The organism is Kosakonia sp. LAM2021, assembly GCF_016620385.1.
In the GTDB taxonomy this organism is placed as follows: domain Bacteria; phylum Pseudomonadota; class Gammaproteobacteria; order Enterobacterales; family Enterobacteriaceae; genus Kosakonia; species Kosakonia sacchari.
The window spans coordinates 1041170-1059763 of record NZ_JAENHT010000001.1; the positions used below are offsets into that span (position 1 = coordinate 1041170).

Sequence of the window (18594 nt, forward strand, 5' to 3'; positions counted from 1 at the left end):
AAAACCCCGCGAACGCGGGGTTTTCTGTTTCTGCCTGTCAGGCAAATATCGTCATCAGGTAGGCGGCAAACAGCGCCAGGTGCGCCGCGCCATTAAGCACATTGGTACGCCCGGTAGAGAACGAGATTTGACACAGCAGCAGCGAGGCGACCATGACAATCATTTCCGGCGCGCCAAGGCCGAACACAAGGTCATTACCGGTTAGCCACGCAATCAGCGTCACAACCGGGACGGTGAGGGAAATCGTTGCCAGTACCGAGCCAAAGAACAGGTTCATTGCGCGCTGTACCTGATTGTTCAGCACCGCTTTTAACGCACCTAACCCTTCCGGCGAGAGGATCAGCAGCGCCACCAGGAAACCGGTAAATGCCACCGGCGCATTCATTTCTGTCAGCAGCGCTTCGAGCGGCGTCGCGTTCATCTTCGTCACGGCAATGACCGCAACCAGATGGATAATCAGCCACAGCGTGTGCCACAGATTACCGTGCGCAGACGGTTTGCCGTGGTGCGGATCGTCATCATCGCTTTCGTCTTCATGCTCATAAACGAACAAGCTCTGGTGCGTTTTGGTCTGGATAAGCAGAAACACGCCGTACATGGCAGCCGAGATCAACGCCACCAGCAGCGACTGACCAATCGTAAAATTGGCCTCTGGCAGCGCCATCGGGAACACCAGCACGATAATCGCCAGCGGAAACAGCGCTATCAGATACTGTTTTATGCCAAACAGATTCATATATTGCGTGGCGAACTTACGCCCGCCCAGCAACAGCGAAAAGCCCACCAGACCGCCGGTGACAATCATGATGATGGAATAGAGCGTGTCACGCATTAGCGTCGGCGCGGCGTCACCCGTTGCCATCAGTGCGGAAATCAGGCTGACTTCGAGGATAACCACCGACAGGCTGAGGATCAGTGAACCATAGGGCTCGCCAAGCCGGTGGGCAAGCACGTCGGCGTGGCGTACCACGCTAAACGCGCTGGATAAGATACCAACCAGTGCTAATAAATTAATGCCGATAACCGCTGGTAGTGACTGCGAACCTCCCCAGAAAAGCAGCACTGCCAGCGCCAGCACCGGGAAAATAAGGGTTGTCTCCTTGTGGCGGGTTTTCACCGCCTCGTGCGTTGTTGTCATTATGATGCTCCATCACAGTGCAGGTGTGTTTGCGAATTATAGATAGAAAAAGAACGGGTCATAAAATAGCAAAAATCGCTGTTTTTATGGGGGTTTTTACGTAGTTTTACCCTCAGCGCTTCGTTTTGTTATCAACTAAATAAAATATCCATTCTCGTTTAATTTGTATTTATCTTACAGTGAGATAGATATTGCTCTCAGGCATTTTATCCCCTCTACTGGCGTACCCGGTGTTTGTCGTCCAGGCTTACTTCTTTAAGCTAAAAGGAGCGTTAAATGCCATATAAAGCGAAGTCCGATCTCCCAGAGAGCGTGCAACATGTCCTGCCAGCGCATGCGCAGGAAATTTATAAAGAGGCCTTTAATAGCGCCTGGGAGCAATATAAGGACAAAGAAGATCGCAAGGGTGATGCCAGCCGCGAGGAGACGGCGCACCGCGTGGCCTGGGCGGCGGTAAAAAACGATTATCAGAAAGGTGACGATGACAAATGGCATAAAAAGAAGTAACGCGCTGAAATAATTACTTTTCGCCATTTATAGCTCTATTCGATGGATTGACGCTATTGCCAGCGGCCTGTGAATTGCATAAGGTCGTAGTAAGCTGCGCTTAAAGCAGCATATGCCGGGAAGGCAGCAGTTGAGCAGTCGCACGGAAGCAGGCAGTGGCGGAGGTAAAAGATGTTAACGCGTGATTTTTTGCGAGCAGCAGATTGCAAAACGGCATTCGGCGATATTGACGAGTCGTTACTTTGGTCGGCGGAGCAGCGAGCGGCATCGCTGGCGGCGACGCTGGCGTGTCGACCAGATGATGGCCCGGTGTGGATTTTTGGCTATGGTTCGCTGATGTGGAACCCGGCGCTGGAGTTTGATGAATCCTGCACCGGTACACTGACGGGCTGGCACCGCGCATTTTGCCTGCGCTTAACCGCTGGTCGCGGCACCGCCTGCCAGCCGGGACGCATGCTGGCCCTGAAAGAGGGCGGGCGTACCACGGGCGTGGCGTACCGGTTATCCGACGAAACCTTGCACGATGAGCTGACGCTGCTGTGGAAACGCGAAATGATCACCGGCTGTTACATGCCAAACTGGTGCTTGATGATGGCCGCACGGTGAATGCACTGGTATTTATTATGGATCCACGCCATCCGCTGTATGAATCCGATACGCGTGCGCAGACCATTGCCCCGCTGATTGCCGCCGCCAGTGGCCCGCTCGGCACGAATGCGCAGTATCTTTTTTCACTGGAACAGGAGCTGCTTAAGCTCGGCATGCAGGATGATTGTCTGAACGATCTGGTGGGGAAAGTGCGTTTGCTGCTGGAGGGTGAAAAACCAGGCCCGGAGATGCAGCCTGGTTTTGCCTGCTAACCGCAGCCGTTAAGCGGCGACGTAGCTGATCGAGTGCTCCAGCGACTGGCTGTGGCTGTCGATCAACACACTCCAGACGCCGCTGTATGGCACAGCCAGATAGGCGCTTGCGCGATTCTGGACACTCAGAATATCTGTTTGAGCGTTCGGCGTTCGGCTCTTCTCGCTCATCAAATGAATGTGACAACTTTCGGAACAACGAACAACTACTGTATCCCCACCAAATAACTTCAGACTTGCTTTTACCACCGCCATTTTTAACCCCGTAGTTTTTTAACAACGCGATCCGTGCGGGAAAGATCCCCGTGCGTGACTTTGTTCACAATTCACTCAGTGCATAACACCAAACGGAGGGGGTTCGAATGCTGATTTTGATCAAATAATGACGTAACGATTAAACAAAAATTACATTATTCGGCAGGGGAAGAAGACGGCGCGTAAAACCGTGGTTAAAACGCGCCGATAAAAGATTAAATGCGGAAATGACCGGCGGTTTCAGCAAGCTCGGTCGCCTGCGAGCGCAGCGCACCAGCGGCAGCCGTTGATTCAACGACCAGTTCCGCGTTTTGTTGCACCATGCGGTCAAGATCAAGCACTGCATGGTTAATTTCCTGGATGCCTTTCATCTGCTCGCTGGTGGCGACGGAGATTTCACGCATGATCACCGACACGCTGTCGATACTGGAGACAATATCCGTCATGCTGTCACCCGCCAGGCGGACAAAACGCGAACCGGTCGCCACGCTTTCGGTGGTGGAGTCGATCAGCGTTTTGATCTCTTTCGCCGCTTGTGCGCTTCGGCTGGCAAGATTGCGCACTTCGCCTGCGACCACCGCGAAACCGCGCCCTTGTTCGCCCGCGCGGGCAGCTTCAACCGAGGCGTTGAGCGCCAGGATATTGGTCTGGAAAGCAATACCGTCAATCACGCTGGTGATATCGCCAATTTTCGCCGAAGCCACTTCAATCGACTGCATCGTATTGATCGCTTGCGTCACCACCTGACCGCCGCGCGACGCCGCTTGTGAGGCTACATGGGCTTGATCGTTGGCCTGTGCTGCCGCGTCTGTAGACTGCGCCACCGACGCCGTGATTTGCTCAACTGCACTGGCCGTTTCGCGCAGGCTGGAGGCGGCTTGTTCGGTTCGACCGGAAAGATCCTGGTTGCCGGCGGCAATCTGTTGCGCGGCCACTTGTACCGAATTGCTGGAATCGCGCAGTTTAACCATCACTACGGAAAGCTTGTCGCTGAAGGCGTTAAAGGCATGAGCTATTTGCGAAACCTCGTCATGTCCATCCACCGGTAAGCGCTGCGAGAGATCGTTGGTGCCGCTGCTGATGGCGTTCATCGCATCGCGCACCGTCAGCAGACGTTTAAGCAGGGTGGAGACAATCCAGTGCATCACTGCGCCTGCAATCAGCACCAGCACAATCAACGACAGTGCGGAGGCTTTAAGCTGCGCGCGCAGTCCTGCGGTCGAGTCAGCGTTATCAAGCGCTACCGCCAGCAACCAGTTGGTGCCTTTGACCGGACTTGCCAGCAGCGCTTTATCTTCGCCGGCATATACACCTGCCACCCGTTTCCCTGCCCGCAACTGTTCGAAGCTGACGCCGCTAATGGCTTCAGTAAAGGGCTTCATGGTCAGCTTATCGTTGGCGGCGGCAATCACTGAACCGTCACTCGCCAGCAACATGCCGGTGCTGTTCGGTGTTGGGCTGATACCGCGTACATTAGCCACCACGCTATCCATCGAGACGTCGCCTGCGACCACGGCTTTTAACGTACCGTTCTCTTTGACCGGGACGGCGAACGTCACCACCAGCGCACCGGTGCTGGCGTCAACATAAGGTGCAGTAACGACAGGCGCGTCGGCTTTTACCACTTGCTGATACCATGGGCGGATTGTCGGGTCGTAATCCGCCGGTACGCCGCCCGGATCGGAGAATTTAGCCGTTTTCGTGGCGTAACCAACATAAACGTTGATAAACCCACCGGCGCGCGCGATCTGCGTGAAAACCGGCACGGGATCGTCGGTTAACGCCACGCTCTGCAAGGAGGCAATCATGTTCATTTTGCTGGCGACCCAGTCGGCAATCGCAATACTGTGACTGGCGCTGGTGCTGGAGAGAATATCCTGCTGGGTTTGTTGGCTGTGCTGGCTGGTTACCTGATAGTTAATGATGGTGTTAAGCAGCAAAGCGCCGGCGAGACACCCCGCCGTTGCTGCAATAATACGGGACTTAATCGATCTGAACATAGTTATAGTACCTGCTGTGTTGTCTTAAAGGGCTATCGGCAACACAGCAGGCAAACTTGATGACGTAACGCCACCCATAAGAAAAAAATATTAAACTCGCCGCAATATTAGAACGTTAACACTTTATCGGCCGCCAGCGTCCACTGCGCCAGTTCCACCAGCGTGCCGATCTCCACGCCGTCAATCAGCGGCAACGCGGTAATGCCACGCCCGTCGGTGCAGGTTTTACACAGTTTCACCGGTACGTTTTGCGCCGTCAGAATTTCCAGCATCTGCTGGATGTTGTAGCCCTCGGCAGGTTTTTGCCCGCGCAACCCGGCGGTTACCGCATCGGACATCAAAAATATCCGCAGTTCAGTGTCGCTATTCTGCTCACGCAGCGCGATGGCCAGCCGTAAGCTGTTGAATAGCGACTCGCTGCCGTACGCCGCGCCATTGGCGATTATCACAATCTTTTGCATCTTCACTCCTTCGATAAATAGACTTGTGGCGCTTATGCTACTGCGCCGGCGCAACGGGCGAAAGGCAGTCACAACAATTACTGACCAAAGCGACCGATAAGCCCGGTGGCGGCAAGCGTGTGGCCTTTCAGTTTTGCGAATAATTCTTCGCGCGTCAGCCCTTCAGGAAGCGTTGGCTTAAGCGACGTTGCGATGAGGGTAAAGGTGTAATGATGCGCGCCGCTGCCCGGAGGCGGGCACGGGCCATGCCAGCGCAGATTCCCCGGCGTGTTCTTACCGCCCGTATAGCCTTTGCCATCGCGCAGATCGTTTTGCGCAAAGCCCGTGCTGGACGGGGCAATGTTATAAGCCACAAGGTGCGTTACGCCCAGTCCGTTCGCGCCTTCGGGATCGTGTACCACCAGCGCATAACTCTGTGTATTGGCTGGCGGGTTGTTCCACACCAGCGACGGCGACAGGTTTTCGCCGGTACAGTTCGGGTTATTGCTGGCGTTGCCGGCGAATTTTTTCTCCATTAAGGCGTTATCGGCAAATGCGGAAGATTGCAGGGTAAACAGCTCGCTGGCGCTGGCCTGCGCGGCATAAAACAGGATCGCACTACACAAAAGTTTATGCTTAGTGTTCATGTCAGCTCTCCGGTAAGGGGTGCATTAACTGTAGCTGCAGCGAAGCGCCGGGATAAGGTTTTTCCTGGTATTTTGTCTGCGGCTGTAAAGCCCTGGCAAAACCGTTAAACTTGACGGTATGAATTATCCTCTCCTTACACTTCTGATGCTGTCACTGATAAGCGGCGTCGCCAGTGCCCGGCAGAATAGCTTCGTACAGCAAGCAGAAAACCCCTTCGATAATGACGGCGACGGTTTGCCGGATCTTGGCATGGCTGCGGAAAATGGCGCGCAGGAAAAGCATTTCGCCGAGATGGCAAAAGCGTTTGGCGAAGCCAGTATGAACGATAACGGCCTGACTACCGGTGAGCAGGCGCGGCAGTTTGCTTTCGGACAATTGCGCGATGTCGTTAGCGACGAAGTGAATCAGCAAGTGGAGTCCTGGCTTTCGCCGTGGGGCAGCGCCAGCGTGGATTTCAAAGTGGATAATGAAGGCGGGTTCACCGGCAGCCACGGCGACTGGTTTGTGCCATTGCAGGATAATAATCGCTATCTCAGCTGGAGCCAGCTTGGGCTGACGCAGCAGGATGCCGGGCTGGTGGGAAATGTTGGCGTCGGTCAGCGCTGGATCGCCGGCGACTGGCTGCTGGGCTACAACACCTTTTACGATAATCTGCTTGATGACAATATTGGCCGCGCCGGGCTGGGTGCCGAAGCGTGGGGCGAATACTTACGCTTTTCGGCAAACTACTACCAACCAGTAAACAGCTGGGAGTATCAGACCGCTACGCTGCAACAGCGCATGGCGCGGGGCTATGATGTCACGGCGCAGGCGCGATTGCCGTTTTATCAGCAGCTCAATACCAGCGTCAGCGTCGAGCAATATTTCGGCAACAGCGTTGATCTGTTTGACACCGGTACGGGCTATCACAACCCGGTGGCGGTGAAGCTGGGGGTGAATTACACGCCGGTCCCGCTGGTGACGCTGACCGCCGAACACCGGCAGGGGGAGAGTGGGGTTAGTCAGAACGATTTAGGGCTGAAAGTGAATTATCGCTTTGGTGTACCTCTGTGGAAGCAACTTTCTGCCAGCGAGGTGGCAGAGAGCCGTTCGCTACGGGGTAGCCGCTACGACAGCCCGACGCGCAACAATGCGCCAGTTTTCGAATATCGCCAGCGTAAAACTCTGTCGGTATTTCTCGCCACACCGCCGTGGGATTTGCAGCCGGGTGAAACGGTGGCGCTGAAACTGCAAATCAACAGCACGCATGGTGTGCGTTCGATAACCTGGCAGGGCGACACTCAGGCGTTAAGCCTTACGCCGCCGGTCAATGGGCGCAGCGGCGATGGCTGGACACTGATCATGCCGCGCTGGGATAGCGCAGAAGGTGCGACTAACCGCTGGACGTTGTCGGCGCTGGTGGAAGACGAGAAAGGGCAGCGCGTGGAGTCAAATCCTATCGAACTGAAGCTGACGGAGCCGGTGATCCCGCCAGCGGAAAACAGTAACACGGGCTGGACGCTGCCAGACCCGTAACCTGTCAGAAAATACGTTCCTGATGCACCCAAACTGCGGCTTCGACGCGGGATTTCAGTTTCATTTTCTTCAGCATGTGTTTGACGTGAACTTTAACCGTGCTTTCGGTGATGTCCAGTCGACGGGCAATCATTTTGTTCGGCAGCCCCTGGGCAATCAGCTTGAGAATATCGCGTTCGCGTGGCGTAAGTTGCGTGATATCTCGGTCAGTGGTGGCGCGGTTGGCGCGCAGGCTGGCGGCCAGCACTGGGGTGAGCGCTTCGCTGAGCACCATTTCGCCCGCCGCGGCTTGTTGCAGCGCTTTCAGCAGATCTTCCGGCTCCATATCTTTCAGCAGGTAGCCATCAGCGCCGCGTTTTAATGCGGTCACCACGTCTTCTTCATGATTGGAAACGCTAAACACGACAACGCGGCCTGACAGGGTTTTTTCCCGCAGCTTATCCAGCGTTTCCAGCCCGTTCATGCCTGGCATGTTGAGATCCAGCAAAATCAAATCCGGGTCCAGCGATTCCGCCAGTTCAATGCCTTGCTCCCCGTTGCTGGCTTCGCCGACCACGGTGATGTCGGGAGCCATGCTGATTAACTGCTTCACGCCGGTTCGCAGCATTGGATGGTCGTCGATCAGGAGGATGGTGGCCGGATCCTGATTACTCATGGGTATCTCCTTGCATGGATGAGAGAAACGTCTCTGGTATAAACGTCACGACGACCTCGGTGCCGCCGGATGCTCCGGGGCGAACCTGGCAATCGCCGCGCAGGCTTTGCGCGCGGTCACGCATAATTATCAATCCATAATGGTTCGTCCTTTCAGCATTGACCGGGATGCCGCAACCATTGTCGGTGATGCGCAATATTACCCGGTTTTCCTGCTGTTGCACTGCGACGCTGACCGCGGTTGCGCCGGAGTGTTTTAATGCATTGCTCAGAGCCTCGCGGGCTATCTGTAACAGGTGAATTGCCTGATGTGCAGGCACCAGCCGGGGCGGGAGCTGGTAATCAAGACGCACCTGGAAACCGAAACGACCGCTGTACTCCTGGCAACTGGACTCCAGCGCCGGGCGCAGCCCTGGTTCGGTTAATTGTAAACGAAACGTGGTCAGCAACTCGCGCAGCTGCGCCCACGAGGTATTCAGCTCGTTGCGGATCTGTCCCAGCAACTGCTGGCTGTTTTCCGGCAGCGCGTCGCCCTGCATTTGCAGGCAACTCACCTGCATCTTCATGCAGGAGAGGGACTGCGCGATGGAGTCGTGTAATTCGCGGGCTATGGTGGCGCGCTCTTCCATGACCATCAACTGTTGCTGCCTGTCCTGATGGCGATCGAGCGCCAGCGTCGCGGTGAGTTGTTCCACCAGTGTGTCGACCAGTTGCTGCTGGTCATGACTTAAATGGCGACCCGGCGGCAGCGTTGCCAGCAGCAAACCATATTGCATGTGCGCATCCGCCAGCCGCCATTTCAGCGTGGTGCCAAACCCGCTGGATTCGGTGAGAATACCGTTGCGCGGGCATAAATGGCAGCCTTTGTCATCGCAACTGGCATCAGACTGGCAGGTAAAATCCTGATGGTTTTCCTCATCTTCCAGATCGTACACCCGCAGCTCAATATCGTGCAGCAGGGTTAAATTCTGCAAGCCATTCAACACCGGCGACAGGCGCTCGCACATCGGAATACGTGAATGCAGCCGGTGGTTAGCCTGCCATAAAAAAGAAAGGATCTGGTTTTTTTGCTCAAGCCCGGCGGTTTTTTCCTGGACGCGGCGTTCCAGTATCGCGTAGCTCTCACCCAGCTCGGCAGACATGTTATTTAACGCCTCGCCAAGCGTCGCCATTTCGTTACGCCCGCTGATGTGCGCGCGCTGGGTAAAATCACGTTGGCTGACCGCACGCGCCATGCTCAATAACTGCTGCCACGGACGGAGTAGACGCGCCCGCAGCCAGACCACGGCAAACAGCAATAACAGGCCCATCACTATCGCCATGAGGCGGTGCATCACCACCACTTGTTCAATACGGTGTTCGGTGCTGCGGTCAAATGAGGTCACCAGCCGGTCGATTCGTCCCACGAAAATCGCAATAATTTCGGCCGCTTGCGCTGGTTGTTGCGCCTGTTTTATCGCCGGGACGACTTCGCTGCGCCAGTAGTTTTGCAACGCAGCGAGTTGCGCTTGCTGGCCGTCGCGCTGTGCCGCCTGCGCCAGTTCCGGGCTGAATGCGGTGTACTCCATTTCGTCGAGCAAATATTGCTCGTCTTCATGCAGCGGAATGGCGGACAACAAGCGGTAACTCTGCATACGCAGTGAACCGGCTTTGTTGATCGCATGAGCGCTGCCCTGAACGCCTTGTACCAGCCAGCCGGATATCGCCATGCCCGTCACACCGATAGCGGTCGACAGCAACATCAACAACGCCAGTTGGTTAACCAGCGAGATCGGTGAAAAAAGGCGTTTTAGCATACGTGATTAAGGCTCCTCGGCCGCGTGCGGTGCGGATGGCGCTATTGTCAGCCATCGCCTGGGGTATACCCATACCTCTAAAGGATTACTCCTTTATTGCCAGCGAGCCGACAAGAGTGGGAACAATCTGAGTAGAGAAGGTCAGAACCGTGAAAAACCACACCTTTTTTGCCAGTAAACGCTACTCATAAATGAGCATGGTGATTTTTCGCTCGTGAAATGGGCTGCTTTTCCTTTGATTTATATCAACTTAACTACCGCTATAAAAACTAAGGTGGCAGGCATCAAACCGATCAGCAGAGGTGTATATGCAGCACTCAACCATCCCGGGAAAAAGTTCGTCAGCGCGGGTTATTACCGACTGGCGTCCTGAAGAACCGGCATTCTGGCAACAGCAGGGCCATAAGATTGCGAGCCGCAACTTGTGGATCTCCGTGCCTTGTCTTCTTCTGGCTTTCTGCGTCTGGATGCTTTTTAGCGCAGTCGCCGTCAATCTCCCGAAAGTGGGTTTTCAGTTTACTACCGACCAGCTCTTTATGCTGACAGCGTTGCCATCGGTGTCCGGCGCACTGTTACGCGTACCGTACTCTTTTATGGTGCCGGTGTTTGGCGGTCGTCGCTGGACAGCTTTCAGTACCGGGATCTTAATCATTCCGTGCGTGTGGTTGGGTTTTGCCGTACAGGATCTGAGCACGCCGTTTAGCACGTTTATCATTATCTCGCTGCTGTGCGGTTTCGCGGGTGCGAACTTTGCTTCCAGCATGGCAAATATCAGCTTCTTTTTTCCGAAACAGAAGCAGGGTGGCGCGCTCGGCATCAACGGTGGCTTTGGCAACCTCGGCGTGAGTGTGATGCAGTTGATTGCACCGCTGGCGGTGTCGTTTTCCATTTTTGCCGCCTTTGGCGGTACCGGTGTTGCACAACCCGATGGTTCGTTGTTGTACCTCGAAAACGCCGCCTGGATATGGGTACCGTTACTGGCGGTGTTTACCCTGGCTGCCTGGTTCGGGATGAATGAGCTGGCGACCTCTAAAGCCTCGCTTAGCGCGCAACTTCCGGTACTCAAGCGTTCGCACCTGTGGATTATGAGCTTCCTTTATCTGGCAACTTTCGGCTCGTTTATCGGCTTTTCAGCCGGTTTTGCGATGCTGTCGAAAACCCAGTTCCCGGAAGTGCAAATCCTGCATTTCGCCTTCTTCGGCCCGCTAGTGGGCGCACTGGCACGCTCCGCAGGGGGTGCGATTTCTGACCGTCTGGGCGGAACTCGCGTAACGCTGGTTAACTTCGTGGTGATGGCCATTTTCAGCGCCTTACTGTTCCTGACCCTGCCTTCCGGCGGCACTGGCGGCAATTTCACCGCGTTCTTCTGCGTCTTCCTCGTGCTGTTCCTGACGGCCGGGCTGGGTAGTGGTTCGACATTCCAGATGATTTCGGTGATTTTCCGCAAAAAAACCATGGAACGCGTACAACAACGCGGCGGTAGTGAAAGCGAAGCAATGCGTGAAGCCGCCACCGAAACAGCCGCAGCGCTGGGCTTTATCTCGGCAATTGGCGCAATTGGCGGTTTCTTTATTCCGAAAGCATTCGGCACTTCACTGGCGTTGACCGGCTCACCGGCAGGCGCGATGAAAGTGTTTCTCGTGTTCTATATCGCCTGCGTGGTCATCACCTGGGCGATATATGGGCGAAAAAAACAATAACACTCAGTAAATGTTGATTATCCTTGCGCGGTGAAAGCCGCGCTTTTTTTTACACCTTTTTTAGTTACAACATACTATAAATTATCACTACGCCGTGCTGCGGAAACCTCTGTAACAGACATCACTTTGCAGGTTCATCTACCCCTTAATACCCCGGAACGCGGAATTATCTGCTTGTGCCGCTGCGAGTTCATATAAAACCATTATTTATCAATGGCTTAAAAAATAGAAATCCCTAACTCTTTGTGGGTACTTCATCGAATGCGAGCAGAAACGAAGCTTGAGCAGCTTGATCACCATCAATTCTCTTTGTCTTTGTGGGGGTTACCTTCGCCGCAATTGCAGCAATGTCGATTTACCAAGAGAGCCTGACAGGCTCCAACAGGAGAACCCCCGATGAGTAAATTCCTGGACCGGTTTCGCTACTTCAAACAGAAAGGCGAAACCTTTGCCGATGGGCACGGCCAGCTCTTAAACACCAACCGGGACTGGGAGGATGGATACCGTAACCGCTGGCAGCACGACAAAATCGTGCGTTCTACCCATGGCGTAAACTGCACGGGCTCGTGCAGCTGGCAGATCTTCGTGAAGAACGGTCTGGTCACCTGGGAAACCCAGCAGACTGACTACCCACGCACCCGCCCGGATATGCCGAACCACGAACCGCGTGGCTGCCCGCGTGGCGCCAGCTACTCCTGGTACCTCTATAGCGCGAACCGCCTGAAATACCCCCTGATGCGTAAACGCCTGATCAAACTATGGCGTGAAGCGAAAGCGCAGCACAGCGATCCGGTTAATGCCTGGGCTTCCATCATCGAAGATGCGGAAAAAGCGAAGAGCTTTAAACAGGCGCGTGGTCGCGGTGGTTTCGTGCGTTCCTCCTGGCAAGAAGTGAACGAGCTGATTGCTGCTTCGAACGTTTACACCGTGAAAACGTACGGCCCGGACCGTGTCGCGGGCTTCTCGCCAATCCCGGCAATGTCGATGGTGTCTTACGCTTCTGGCGCGCGTTATCTCTCGCTGCTGGGCGGCACCTGCCTGAGTTTCTACGACTGGTATTGCGACTTGCCGCCAGCTTCTCCGCAAACTTGGGGTGAGCAGACCGACGTGCCGGAATCTGCCGACTGGTACAACTCCAGCTACATTATCGCCTGGGGCTCTAACGTTCCGCAGACCCGTACGCCGGACGCGCACTTCTTTACCGAAGTACGCTACAAAGGCACCAAAACCGTTGCGGTAACGCCGGACTACGCCGAAATCGCCAAACTGTGTGATTTGTGGCTGGCACCGAAGCAGGGTACCGATGCGGCAATGGCGCTGGCGATGGGCCACGTCATGCTGCGTGAATTCCACCTCGATAAACCGAGCCAGTACTTCACCGATTATGTTCGCCGTTATACCGACATGCCGATGCTGGTGATGCTCGAAGAGCGCGACGGTTACTATGCGGCAGGCCGCATGCTGCGCGCCGCCGATCTGGTGGATGCGCTGGGCCAGGAAAATAATCCGGAGTGGAAAACCGTTGCGCTTGATAGCGAAGGCAATCTGACTGCGCCAAACGGCTCCATTGGCTTCCGCTGGGGTGAAAAAGGCAAGTGGAACCTTGAGCAGCGCGATGGCAACAGCGGTGAGGATGTTGAGCTGAATCTCAGCCTGCTGGGTAAACACGACGATATCGCGCAGGTCGGTTTCCCGTACTTCGGTGGCGACAACACCGAGCATTTCGCTGGTGTTGAACTTGATAATATCCTGATGCACAAACTGCCGGTTAAACGCCTGCAATTAGCTGACGGTTCCACCGCGCTGGTGACTACGGTTTACGACCTGACCATGGCGAACTACGGCCTGGATCGCGGTCTGGGTGATGAAAACTGCGCAACCCGTTATGACGAAGTCAAAGCTTACACACCGGCCTGGGCTGAGAAAGTCACCGGGGTTTCACAGGCGCAAATTATTCGTATCGCCCGTGAATTCGCCGATAACGCCGATAAAACGCACGGCCGTTCTATGGTTATCATCGGCGCCGGGATGAACCACTGGTATCACCTCGATATGAACTACCGTGGGATCATCAACATGCTGGTCTTCTGCGGTTGCGTGGGACAGAGCGGCGGCGGCTGGGCGCACTATGTTGGTCAGGAAAAACTGCGCCCGCAAACCGGCTGGCAGCCGCTGGCATTTGCCCTCGACTGGCAGCGTCCGGCGCGTCACATGAACAGCACCTCCTACTTCTATAACCACTCCAGCCAGTGGCGTTACGAAACAGTAACTGCGCAGGAATTCCTGTCGCCGTTAGCGGATAAATCCCGCTATACCGGCCATCTGATCGACTTTAACGTGCGCGCTGAGCGTATGGGCTGGCTGCCGTCCGCGCCGCAACTGGGCACCAACCCGCTGCGTATCGCCGCTGAAGCAGAAAAAGCAGGTATGAGCGCGGTCGATTACACCGTTAAATCACTGAAAGACGGTTCGCTGCGTTTCGCAGCGGAACAGCCGGAAAACGGCAAAAACCACCCGCGTAACCTGTTTATCTGGCGCTCCAACCTGCTGGGTTCTTCCGGTAAGGGGCACGAGTTTATGCTCAAGTACTTGCTGGGCACCGAACACGGTATTCAGGGCAAAGATCTGGGCAAACAGGGCGGCGTGAAACCGGAAGAAGTGGAATGGCATGACAACGGCCTCGACGGCAAACTGGATCTGGTGGTGACTCTCGACTTCCGCCTGTCCAGCACCTGTCTCTACTCGGATATTGTGCTGCCAACCGCAACCTGGTACGAAAAAGACGACATGAATACCTCGGATATGCATCCGTTTATTCATCCGCTTTCTGCCGCTGTTGACCCGGCATGGGAATCCAAAAGCGACTGGGAAATCTACAAAGGTATCGCCAAATCCTTCTCCGCGCTGTGTGTAGGACATTTAGGCAAAGAGACCGATGTCGTGACGCTGCCGATTCAGCATGATTCCGCCGCTGAACTGGCGCAGCCGCTGGGTGTGAAAGACTGGAAGAAAGGCGAATGTGATCTGATCCCGGGCAAAACCGCGCCGCATATTATTCCGGTGGAACGCGACTACCCGGCAACCTACGAGCGCTTTACCTCTATCGGCCCGCTGATGGAAAAAATCGGCAACGGCGGTAAAGGCATCGCCTGGAATACCCAGAGCGAAATGGATCTGCTGCGTAAGCTGAACTACACCAAAGCGGACGGCCCGGCGAAAGGGCAACCAATGCTCAATACCGCCATCGATGCGGCGGAAATGATCCTCACGCTGGCACCGGAAACCAACGGCCATGTGGCAGTTAAAGCCTGGGCAGCGCTGAGTGAATTTACCGGCCGCGATCATACGCATCTGGCCACGAATAAAGAGGAAGAGAAGATCCGCTTCCGCGATATTCAGGCTCAGCCGCGCAAAATCATCTCCAGCCCGACCTGGTCAGGCCTTGAAGATGAGCACGTTTCCTACAACGCCGGTTACACCAACGTGCATGAGCTGATCCCGTGGCGTACTCTCTCTGGTCGTCAGCAGTTGTATCAGGATCATCAGTGGATGCGTGACTTCGGCGAAAGCCTGCTGGTTTACCGTCCGCCGATTGATACCCATTCGGTGAAAGAAGTGATGGGTACGAAATCCAACGGTAACCCGGAAAAAGCGCTGAACTTCCTGACGCCGCACCAGAAATGGGGCATCCACTCCACCTACAGCGACAACCTGCTGATGCTGACGCTGGGGCGCGGTGGTCCGGTGGTGTGGATGAGCGATAAAGATGCCAAAGAGATCGGCATTGAGGATAACGACTGGATCGAAGTCTTTAACGCTAACGGTGCGTTGACGGCTCGTGCGGTTGTCAGCCAGCGTGTGCCGGCCGGTATGACCATGATGTACCACGCGCAGGAACGTATTGTGAACCTGCCGGGTTCAGAGATTACCGGGCAGCGCGGCGGTATCCACAACTCCGTTACCCGTATTACCCCGAAACCGACCCATATGATCGGCGGCTACGCCCAGCTGGCTTATGGCTTTAACTACTACGGCACGGTCGGTTCCAACCGCGATGAGTTCGTGGTGGTGCGTAAGATGAAGAACATTAACTGGTTGGATGGCGAAGGCAATGACCAGGTACAGGAGAGCGCAAAATGAAAATTCGTTCACAAGTCGGCATGGTGCTGAATCTCGATAAGTGCATCGGCTGTCATACCTGTTCAGTGACCTGTAAAAACGTCTGGACCAGCCGGGAAGGGATGGAGTACGCGTGGTTCAACAACGTAGAAACCAAACCGGGCACCGGTTTCCCGACCGACTGGGAAAACCAGGAAAAATGGAAGGGCGGTTGGATCCGCAAAATCAACGGCAAACTGCAACCACGCATGGGTAACCGTCCGATGTTGCTGGGTAAAATTTTCGCTAACCCGCACATGCCGGAAATTGATGATTACTATGAGCCGTTTGATTTTGACTACCAGCGCCTGCATAACGCGCCGGAAGGCAAACATCAGCCGATTGCCCGCCCGCGTTCAGTAATAACCGGTCAGCGGATGGACAAAATCACCGCAGGCCCGAACTGGGAAGATGATTTGGGCGGTGAGTTCGACAAGCTGAGCCGCGATCAGAACTTCGAGAACATGCAGAAGGCGATGTACGGCCAGTTTGAAAACACCTTCATGATGTATCTGCCGCGCCTGTGCGAACACTGCCTGAACCCGGCCTGTGTCGCGACCTGCCCGAGCGGTGCTATCTACAAGCGTGAAGAAGACGGCATTGTACTGATCGATCAGGATAAATGCCGCGGCTGGCGCATGTGCGTGACCGGCTGCCCGTACAAAAAAATCTACTTCAACTGGAAGAGTGGCAAATCCGAGAAGTGCATTTTCTGCTACCCGCGCATTGAAGCGGGCATGCCGACAGTCTGCGCGGAAACCTGTGTGGGCCGTATTCGTTACCTCGGCGTTCTGCTGTACGACGCCGACGCGATTGAAAATGCCGCCAGCACCGAGAGTGAAAAAGATCTCTACCAGCGTCAACTGGATGTGTTCCTCGATCCAAACGACCCGGCGGTGATTGCTCAGGCGCTGGAAGATGGCGTGCCGCAGAGCGTGATTGACGCGGCGCAGAAATCGCCGGTTTACAAAATGGCGATGGACTGGAAACTGGCGCTACCGCTGCACCCGGAATATCGCACCTTGCCGATGGTCTGGTACGTGCCGCCTCTGTCACCGATTCAGTCTGCCGCTGATGCGGGTGAACTGGGCAGCAACGGGATTCTGCCGGATGTGGAAAGCCTGCGTATTCCGGTGCAGTACCTGGCGAATCTGCTGACCGCAGGCGATACCGGTCCGGTTCTGCTGGCGCTGAAACGTATGCTGGCAATGCGCCACTTCAAACGTGCGGAAACGGTTGATGGCGTTGAAGATACCCGCGCGCTGGAAGAAGTTGGCCTGACAACTGCCCAGGCACAGGAGATGTACCGTTACCTTGCGATTGCTAACTACGAAGATCGTTTCGTGGTGCCGTCGAGCCACCGTGAGCTGGCGCGTGAAGCCTTCCCGGAGAAAAACGGTTGTGGCTTTAGCTTTGGCGATGGTTGCCACGGTTCGGACACCAAATTCAACCTGTTCAACAGCCGTCGTATTGACGCGGTGGATGTGACAGTGAAAACGGAGCCGCATCCATGATTGAACTGGTGGTTATTTCCCGTTTGCTTGAATACCCGGATGCTGCCTTATGGCAGCACCAGCAGGAAGTTTTCGATGCGCTGGCGTCGGGTGAAAACCTGACCAAAGCCGACGCTCAGCAGGTTGGCGTCTTCCTGCGTGATCTGACGTCTCAGGATCTGCTGGACGCGCAAGCGAACTACAGCGAATTGTTCGATCGTGGTCGCGCAACCTCACTGCTGCTGTTCGAACACGTCCACGGTGAGTCCCGCGATCGCGGGCAGGCGATGGTCGATCTGCTGGCGCAATATGAGCACCACGGCTTGCAACTCGATAGCCGTGAGTTGCCGGATCATCTGCCGCTCTATCTGGAATATCTGGCGCAGTTGCCCCTGGTTGAAGCTATCGGTGGTTTGCAGGATATCGCGCCGATCCTCGCGCTGTTAAAAGCGCGTTTAGCGCAGCGCGAAAGCCACTATGCAACGCTGTTCGATGCGTTGTTGTCGCTGGCGAATACACAGGTGGATAACGCGCAGGTCGCGGAAAAAATTGCCGGTGAAGCACGCGATGATACGCCGCAGGCGCTGGATGCCGTGTGGGAAGAAGAGCAGGTGAAATTCTTCGCCGAACAGGGCTGCGGTGATTCTGATATCACCGCGCATCAGCGTCGTTTTGCGGGTGCCGTTGCGCCGCAATATCTGAATATCACAACAGGAGGAGAGCGCTAATGCACTTCCTTAATATGTTCTTCTTTGACATCTATCCGTATATTGCCGGGGCAGTTTTCCTGCTCGGCAGTTGGCTGCGCTACGACTATGGTCAGTACAGCTGGCGGGCGGGCTCCAGCCAGATGCTGGATCGTAAAGGGATGACGCTGGCTTCGAACCTGTTCCATATCGGTATTCTGGGGATTTTTGCCGGTCACTTCCTCGGTATGTTAACGCCGCACTGGATGTATGAATCGTTCCTGCCGATTGAAGTGAAACAGAAGATGGCAATGATTGGTGGCGGTGCCAGCGGTGTGCTGTGTCTGGTTGGCGGTTTGTTGCTGCTGAAACGCCGCTTGTTCAACCCGCGTATTCGCGCGACTTCAACCACGGCGGATATCCTGATCATGTCGCTGCTGATGGTGCAGTGTGCGCTGGGGCTGCTGACCATTCCGTTCTCTGCGCAGCATATGGACGGCAGCGAAATGATGAAACTGGTTGGCTGGGCACAGTCGGTGGTGACGTTCCATGTCGGCGCTTCCGCGCATCTTGAGGGCGTTGCTTTTATTTACCGTGTGCATCTGGTGCTGGGCATGACACTGTTTGTGCTATTCCCGTTCTCCCGCCTGGTGCATATCTGGAGCGCACCGGTGGAGTACCTGACACGCAAATACCAGATTGTTCGCGCCCGTCGCTAATCAGCCAAGACCCCGCATTGCGGGG

At 55.3% G+C, this 18594-nt stretch carries 14 protein-coding genes and 1 pseudogene; 8 read left to right on the plus strand and 7 right to left on the minus strand.

Annotation, left to right across the window (positions count from 1 at the left end; genetic code table 11):
- Positions 1-37: 37 nt before the first annotated feature.
- Positions 38-1138 carry a sodium-potassium/proton antiporter ChaA gene (gene chaA / locus JKP81_RS04945; protein WP_200550803.1) on the minus strand — a complete coding sequence of 367 codons (1101 nt, stop codon included), beginning with the start codon at positions 1136-1138 and terminating at the stop codon, positions 38-40.
- 276 nt (positions 1139-1414) lie between these two features.
- On the opposite strand from chaA, the gene chaB reads away from it, so the two are divergent.
- Both chaB and JKP81_RS04955 read left to right on the plus strand, forming a co-directional pair.
- Complete coding sequence (gene chaB / locus JKP81_RS04950; RefSeq protein ID WP_200550804.1) at positions 1415-1645, plus strand: putative cation transport regulator ChaB; 231 nt, start codon at positions 1415-1417, stop codon at positions 1643-1645.
- Between the two features lie 171 nt (positions 1646-1816).
- Positions 1817-2505: pseudogene (locus tag JKP81_RS04955) on the plus strand (gamma-glutamylcyclotransferase).
- 9 nt (positions 2506-2514) lie between these two features.
- Here the strand turns inward: JKP81_RS04955 and JKP81_RS04960 are convergent.
- From JKP81_RS04960 to JKP81_RS04975, 4 genes are all read right to left on the minus strand, one after another.
- Positions 2515-2760 carry a DUF1883 domain-containing protein gene (locus tag JKP81_RS04960; RefSeq protein WP_016495815.1) on the minus strand — a complete coding sequence of 82 codons (246 nt, stop codon included), beginning with the start codon at positions 2758-2760 and terminating at the stop codon, positions 2515-2517.
- A 215-nt stretch (positions 2761-2975) separates the two neighbouring features.
- Positions 2976-4760, minus strand: coding sequence for a methyl-accepting chemotaxis protein (locus JKP81_RS04965; protein ID WP_200550805.1), 1785 nt, complete (start codon positions 4758-4760; stop codon positions 2976-2978).
- A gap of 107 nt (positions 4761-4867) precedes the next feature.
- The gene (locus JKP81_RS04970; protein ID WP_200550806.1) at positions 4868-5221 is read right to left on the minus strand and encodes a DsrE/DsrF/TusD sulfur relay family protein; all 354 of its coding nucleotides are present in this window, start codon (positions 5219-5221) and stop codon (positions 4868-4870) included.
- A gap of 77 nt (positions 5222-5298) precedes the next feature.
- A complete protein-coding gene (locus JKP81_RS04975) occupies positions 5299-5847 on the minus strand; it encodes a YbhB/YbcL family Raf kinase inhibitor-like protein (RefSeq protein ID WP_200550807.1) in 549 nt (182 codons plus the stop codon).
- A gap of 145 nt (positions 5848-5992) precedes the next feature.
- Here JKP81_RS04975 and JKP81_RS04980 point away from each other — a divergent pair, with 145 nt between their 5' ends.
- Positions 5993-7363, plus strand: coding sequence for a YchO/YchP family invasin (locus JKP81_RS04980; protein ID WP_234455532.1), 1371 nt, complete (start codon positions 5993-5995; stop codon positions 7361-7363).
- 4 nt (positions 7364-7367) lie between these two features.
- On the opposite strand, the gene narL is transcribed toward JKP81_RS04980, so the two are convergent.
- Both narL and narX read right to left on the minus strand, forming a co-directional pair.
- Positions 7368-8018, minus strand: a complete 651-nt coding sequence (gene narL, locus JKP81_RS04985; protein WP_016495820.1) for a two-component system response regulator NarL — start codon at positions 8016-8018, stop codon at positions 7368-7370.
- A complete protein-coding gene (narX, locus tag JKP81_RS04990; protein WP_200550809.1) occupies positions 8011-9813 on the minus strand; it encodes a nitrate/nitrite two-component system sensor histidine kinase NarX in 1803 nt (600 codons plus the stop codon). Before narX ends, narL begins: the two co-directional genes overlap by 8 nt.
- A gap of 308 nt (positions 9814-10121) precedes the next feature.
- On the opposite strand from narX, the gene JKP81_RS04995 reads away from it, so the two are divergent.
- From JKP81_RS04995 to narI, 5 genes are all read left to right on the plus strand, one after another.
- Positions 10122-11513 carry a NarK family nitrate/nitrite MFS transporter gene (locus JKP81_RS04995; RefSeq protein ID WP_200550810.1) on the plus strand — a complete coding sequence of 464 codons (1392 nt, stop codon included), beginning with the start codon at positions 10122-10124 and terminating at the stop codon, positions 11511-11513.
- 396 nt (positions 11514-11909) lie between these two features.
- The gene (locus tag JKP81_RS05000; protein ID WP_200550811.1) at positions 11910-15653 is read left to right on the plus strand and encodes a nitrate reductase subunit alpha; all 3744 of its coding nucleotides are present in this window, start codon (positions 11910-11912) and stop codon (positions 15651-15653) included.
- Positions 15650-17185: a nitrate reductase subunit beta gene (gene narH / locus JKP81_RS05005; protein ID WP_045513502.1), complete on the plus strand. Its 1536-nt coding sequence runs from the start codon at positions 15650-15652 to the stop codon at positions 17183-17185. The genes JKP81_RS05000 and narH overlap by 4 nt, the downstream gene beginning before the upstream one ends.
- Entirely contained in the window at positions 17182-17892 is a 711-nt protein-coding gene (narJ, locus tag JKP81_RS05010) for a nitrate reductase molybdenum cofactor assembly chaperone (protein WP_200550812.1), read from the plus strand. Before narH ends, narJ begins: the two co-directional genes overlap by 4 nt.
- Positions 17892-18569 carry a respiratory nitrate reductase subunit gamma gene (gene narI / locus JKP81_RS05015; RefSeq protein WP_097405890.1) on the plus strand — a complete coding sequence of 226 codons (678 nt, stop codon included), beginning with the start codon at positions 17892-17894 and terminating at the stop codon, positions 18567-18569. The genes narJ and narI overlap by 1 nt, the downstream gene beginning before the upstream one ends.
- The last annotated feature ends 25 nt before the right edge of the window (positions 18570-18594 follow it).

Coding starts and splice junctions, on each gene's coding strand:
- JKP81_RS04970 (WP_200550806.1), bottom strand. CDS start 5,221: ATGCAAAAGATTGTGATAATCGCCAATGGCGCGGCGTACGGCAGCGAG.
- narH (WP_045513502.1), top strand. CDS start 15,650: ATGAAAATTCGTTCACAAGTCGGCATGGTGCTGAATCTCGATAAGTGC.
- chaB (WP_200550804.1), top strand. CDS start 1,415: ATGCCATATAAAGCGAAGTCCGATCTCCCAGAGAGCGTGCAACATGTC.
- narI (WP_097405890.1), top strand. CDS start 17,892: ATGCACTTCCTTAATATGTTCTTCTTTGACATCTATCCGTATATTGCC.
- JKP81_RS04960 (WP_016495815.1), bottom strand. CDS start 2,760: ATGGCGGTGGTAAAAGCAAGTCTGAAGTTATTTGGTGGGGATACAGTA.
- narJ (WP_200550812.1), top strand. CDS start 17,182: ATGATTGAACTGGTGGTTATTTCCCGTTTGCTTGAATACCCGGATGCT.
- narL (WP_016495820.1), bottom strand. CDS start 8,018: ATGAGTAATCAGGATCCGGCCACCATCCTCCTGATCGACGACCATCCA.
- JKP81_RS04980 (WP_234455532.1), top strand. CDS start 5,993: ATGCTGTCACTGATAAGCGGCGTCGCCAGTGCCCGGCAGAATAGCTTC.
- JKP81_RS04995 (WP_200550810.1), top strand. CDS start 10,122: ATGCAGCACTCAACCATCCCGGGAAAAAGTTCGTCAGCGCGGGTTATT.
- narX (WP_200550809.1), bottom strand. CDS start 9,813: ATGCTAAAACGCCTTTTTTCACCGATCTCGCTGGTTAACCAACTGGCG.
- JKP81_RS05000 (WP_200550811.1), top strand. CDS start 11,910: ATGAGTAAATTCCTGGACCGGTTTCGCTACTTCAAACAGAAAGGCGAA.
- JKP81_RS04975 (WP_200550807.1), bottom strand. CDS start 5,847: ATGAACACTAAGCATAAACTTTTGTGTAGTGCGATCCTGTTTTATGCC.
- JKP81_RS04965 (WP_200550805.1), bottom strand. CDS start 4,760: ATGTTCAGATCGATTAAGTCCCGTATTATTGCAGCAACGGCGGGGTGT.
- chaA (WP_200550803.1), bottom strand. CDS start 1,138: ATGACAACAACGCACGAGGCGGTGAAAACCCGCCACAAGGAGACAACC.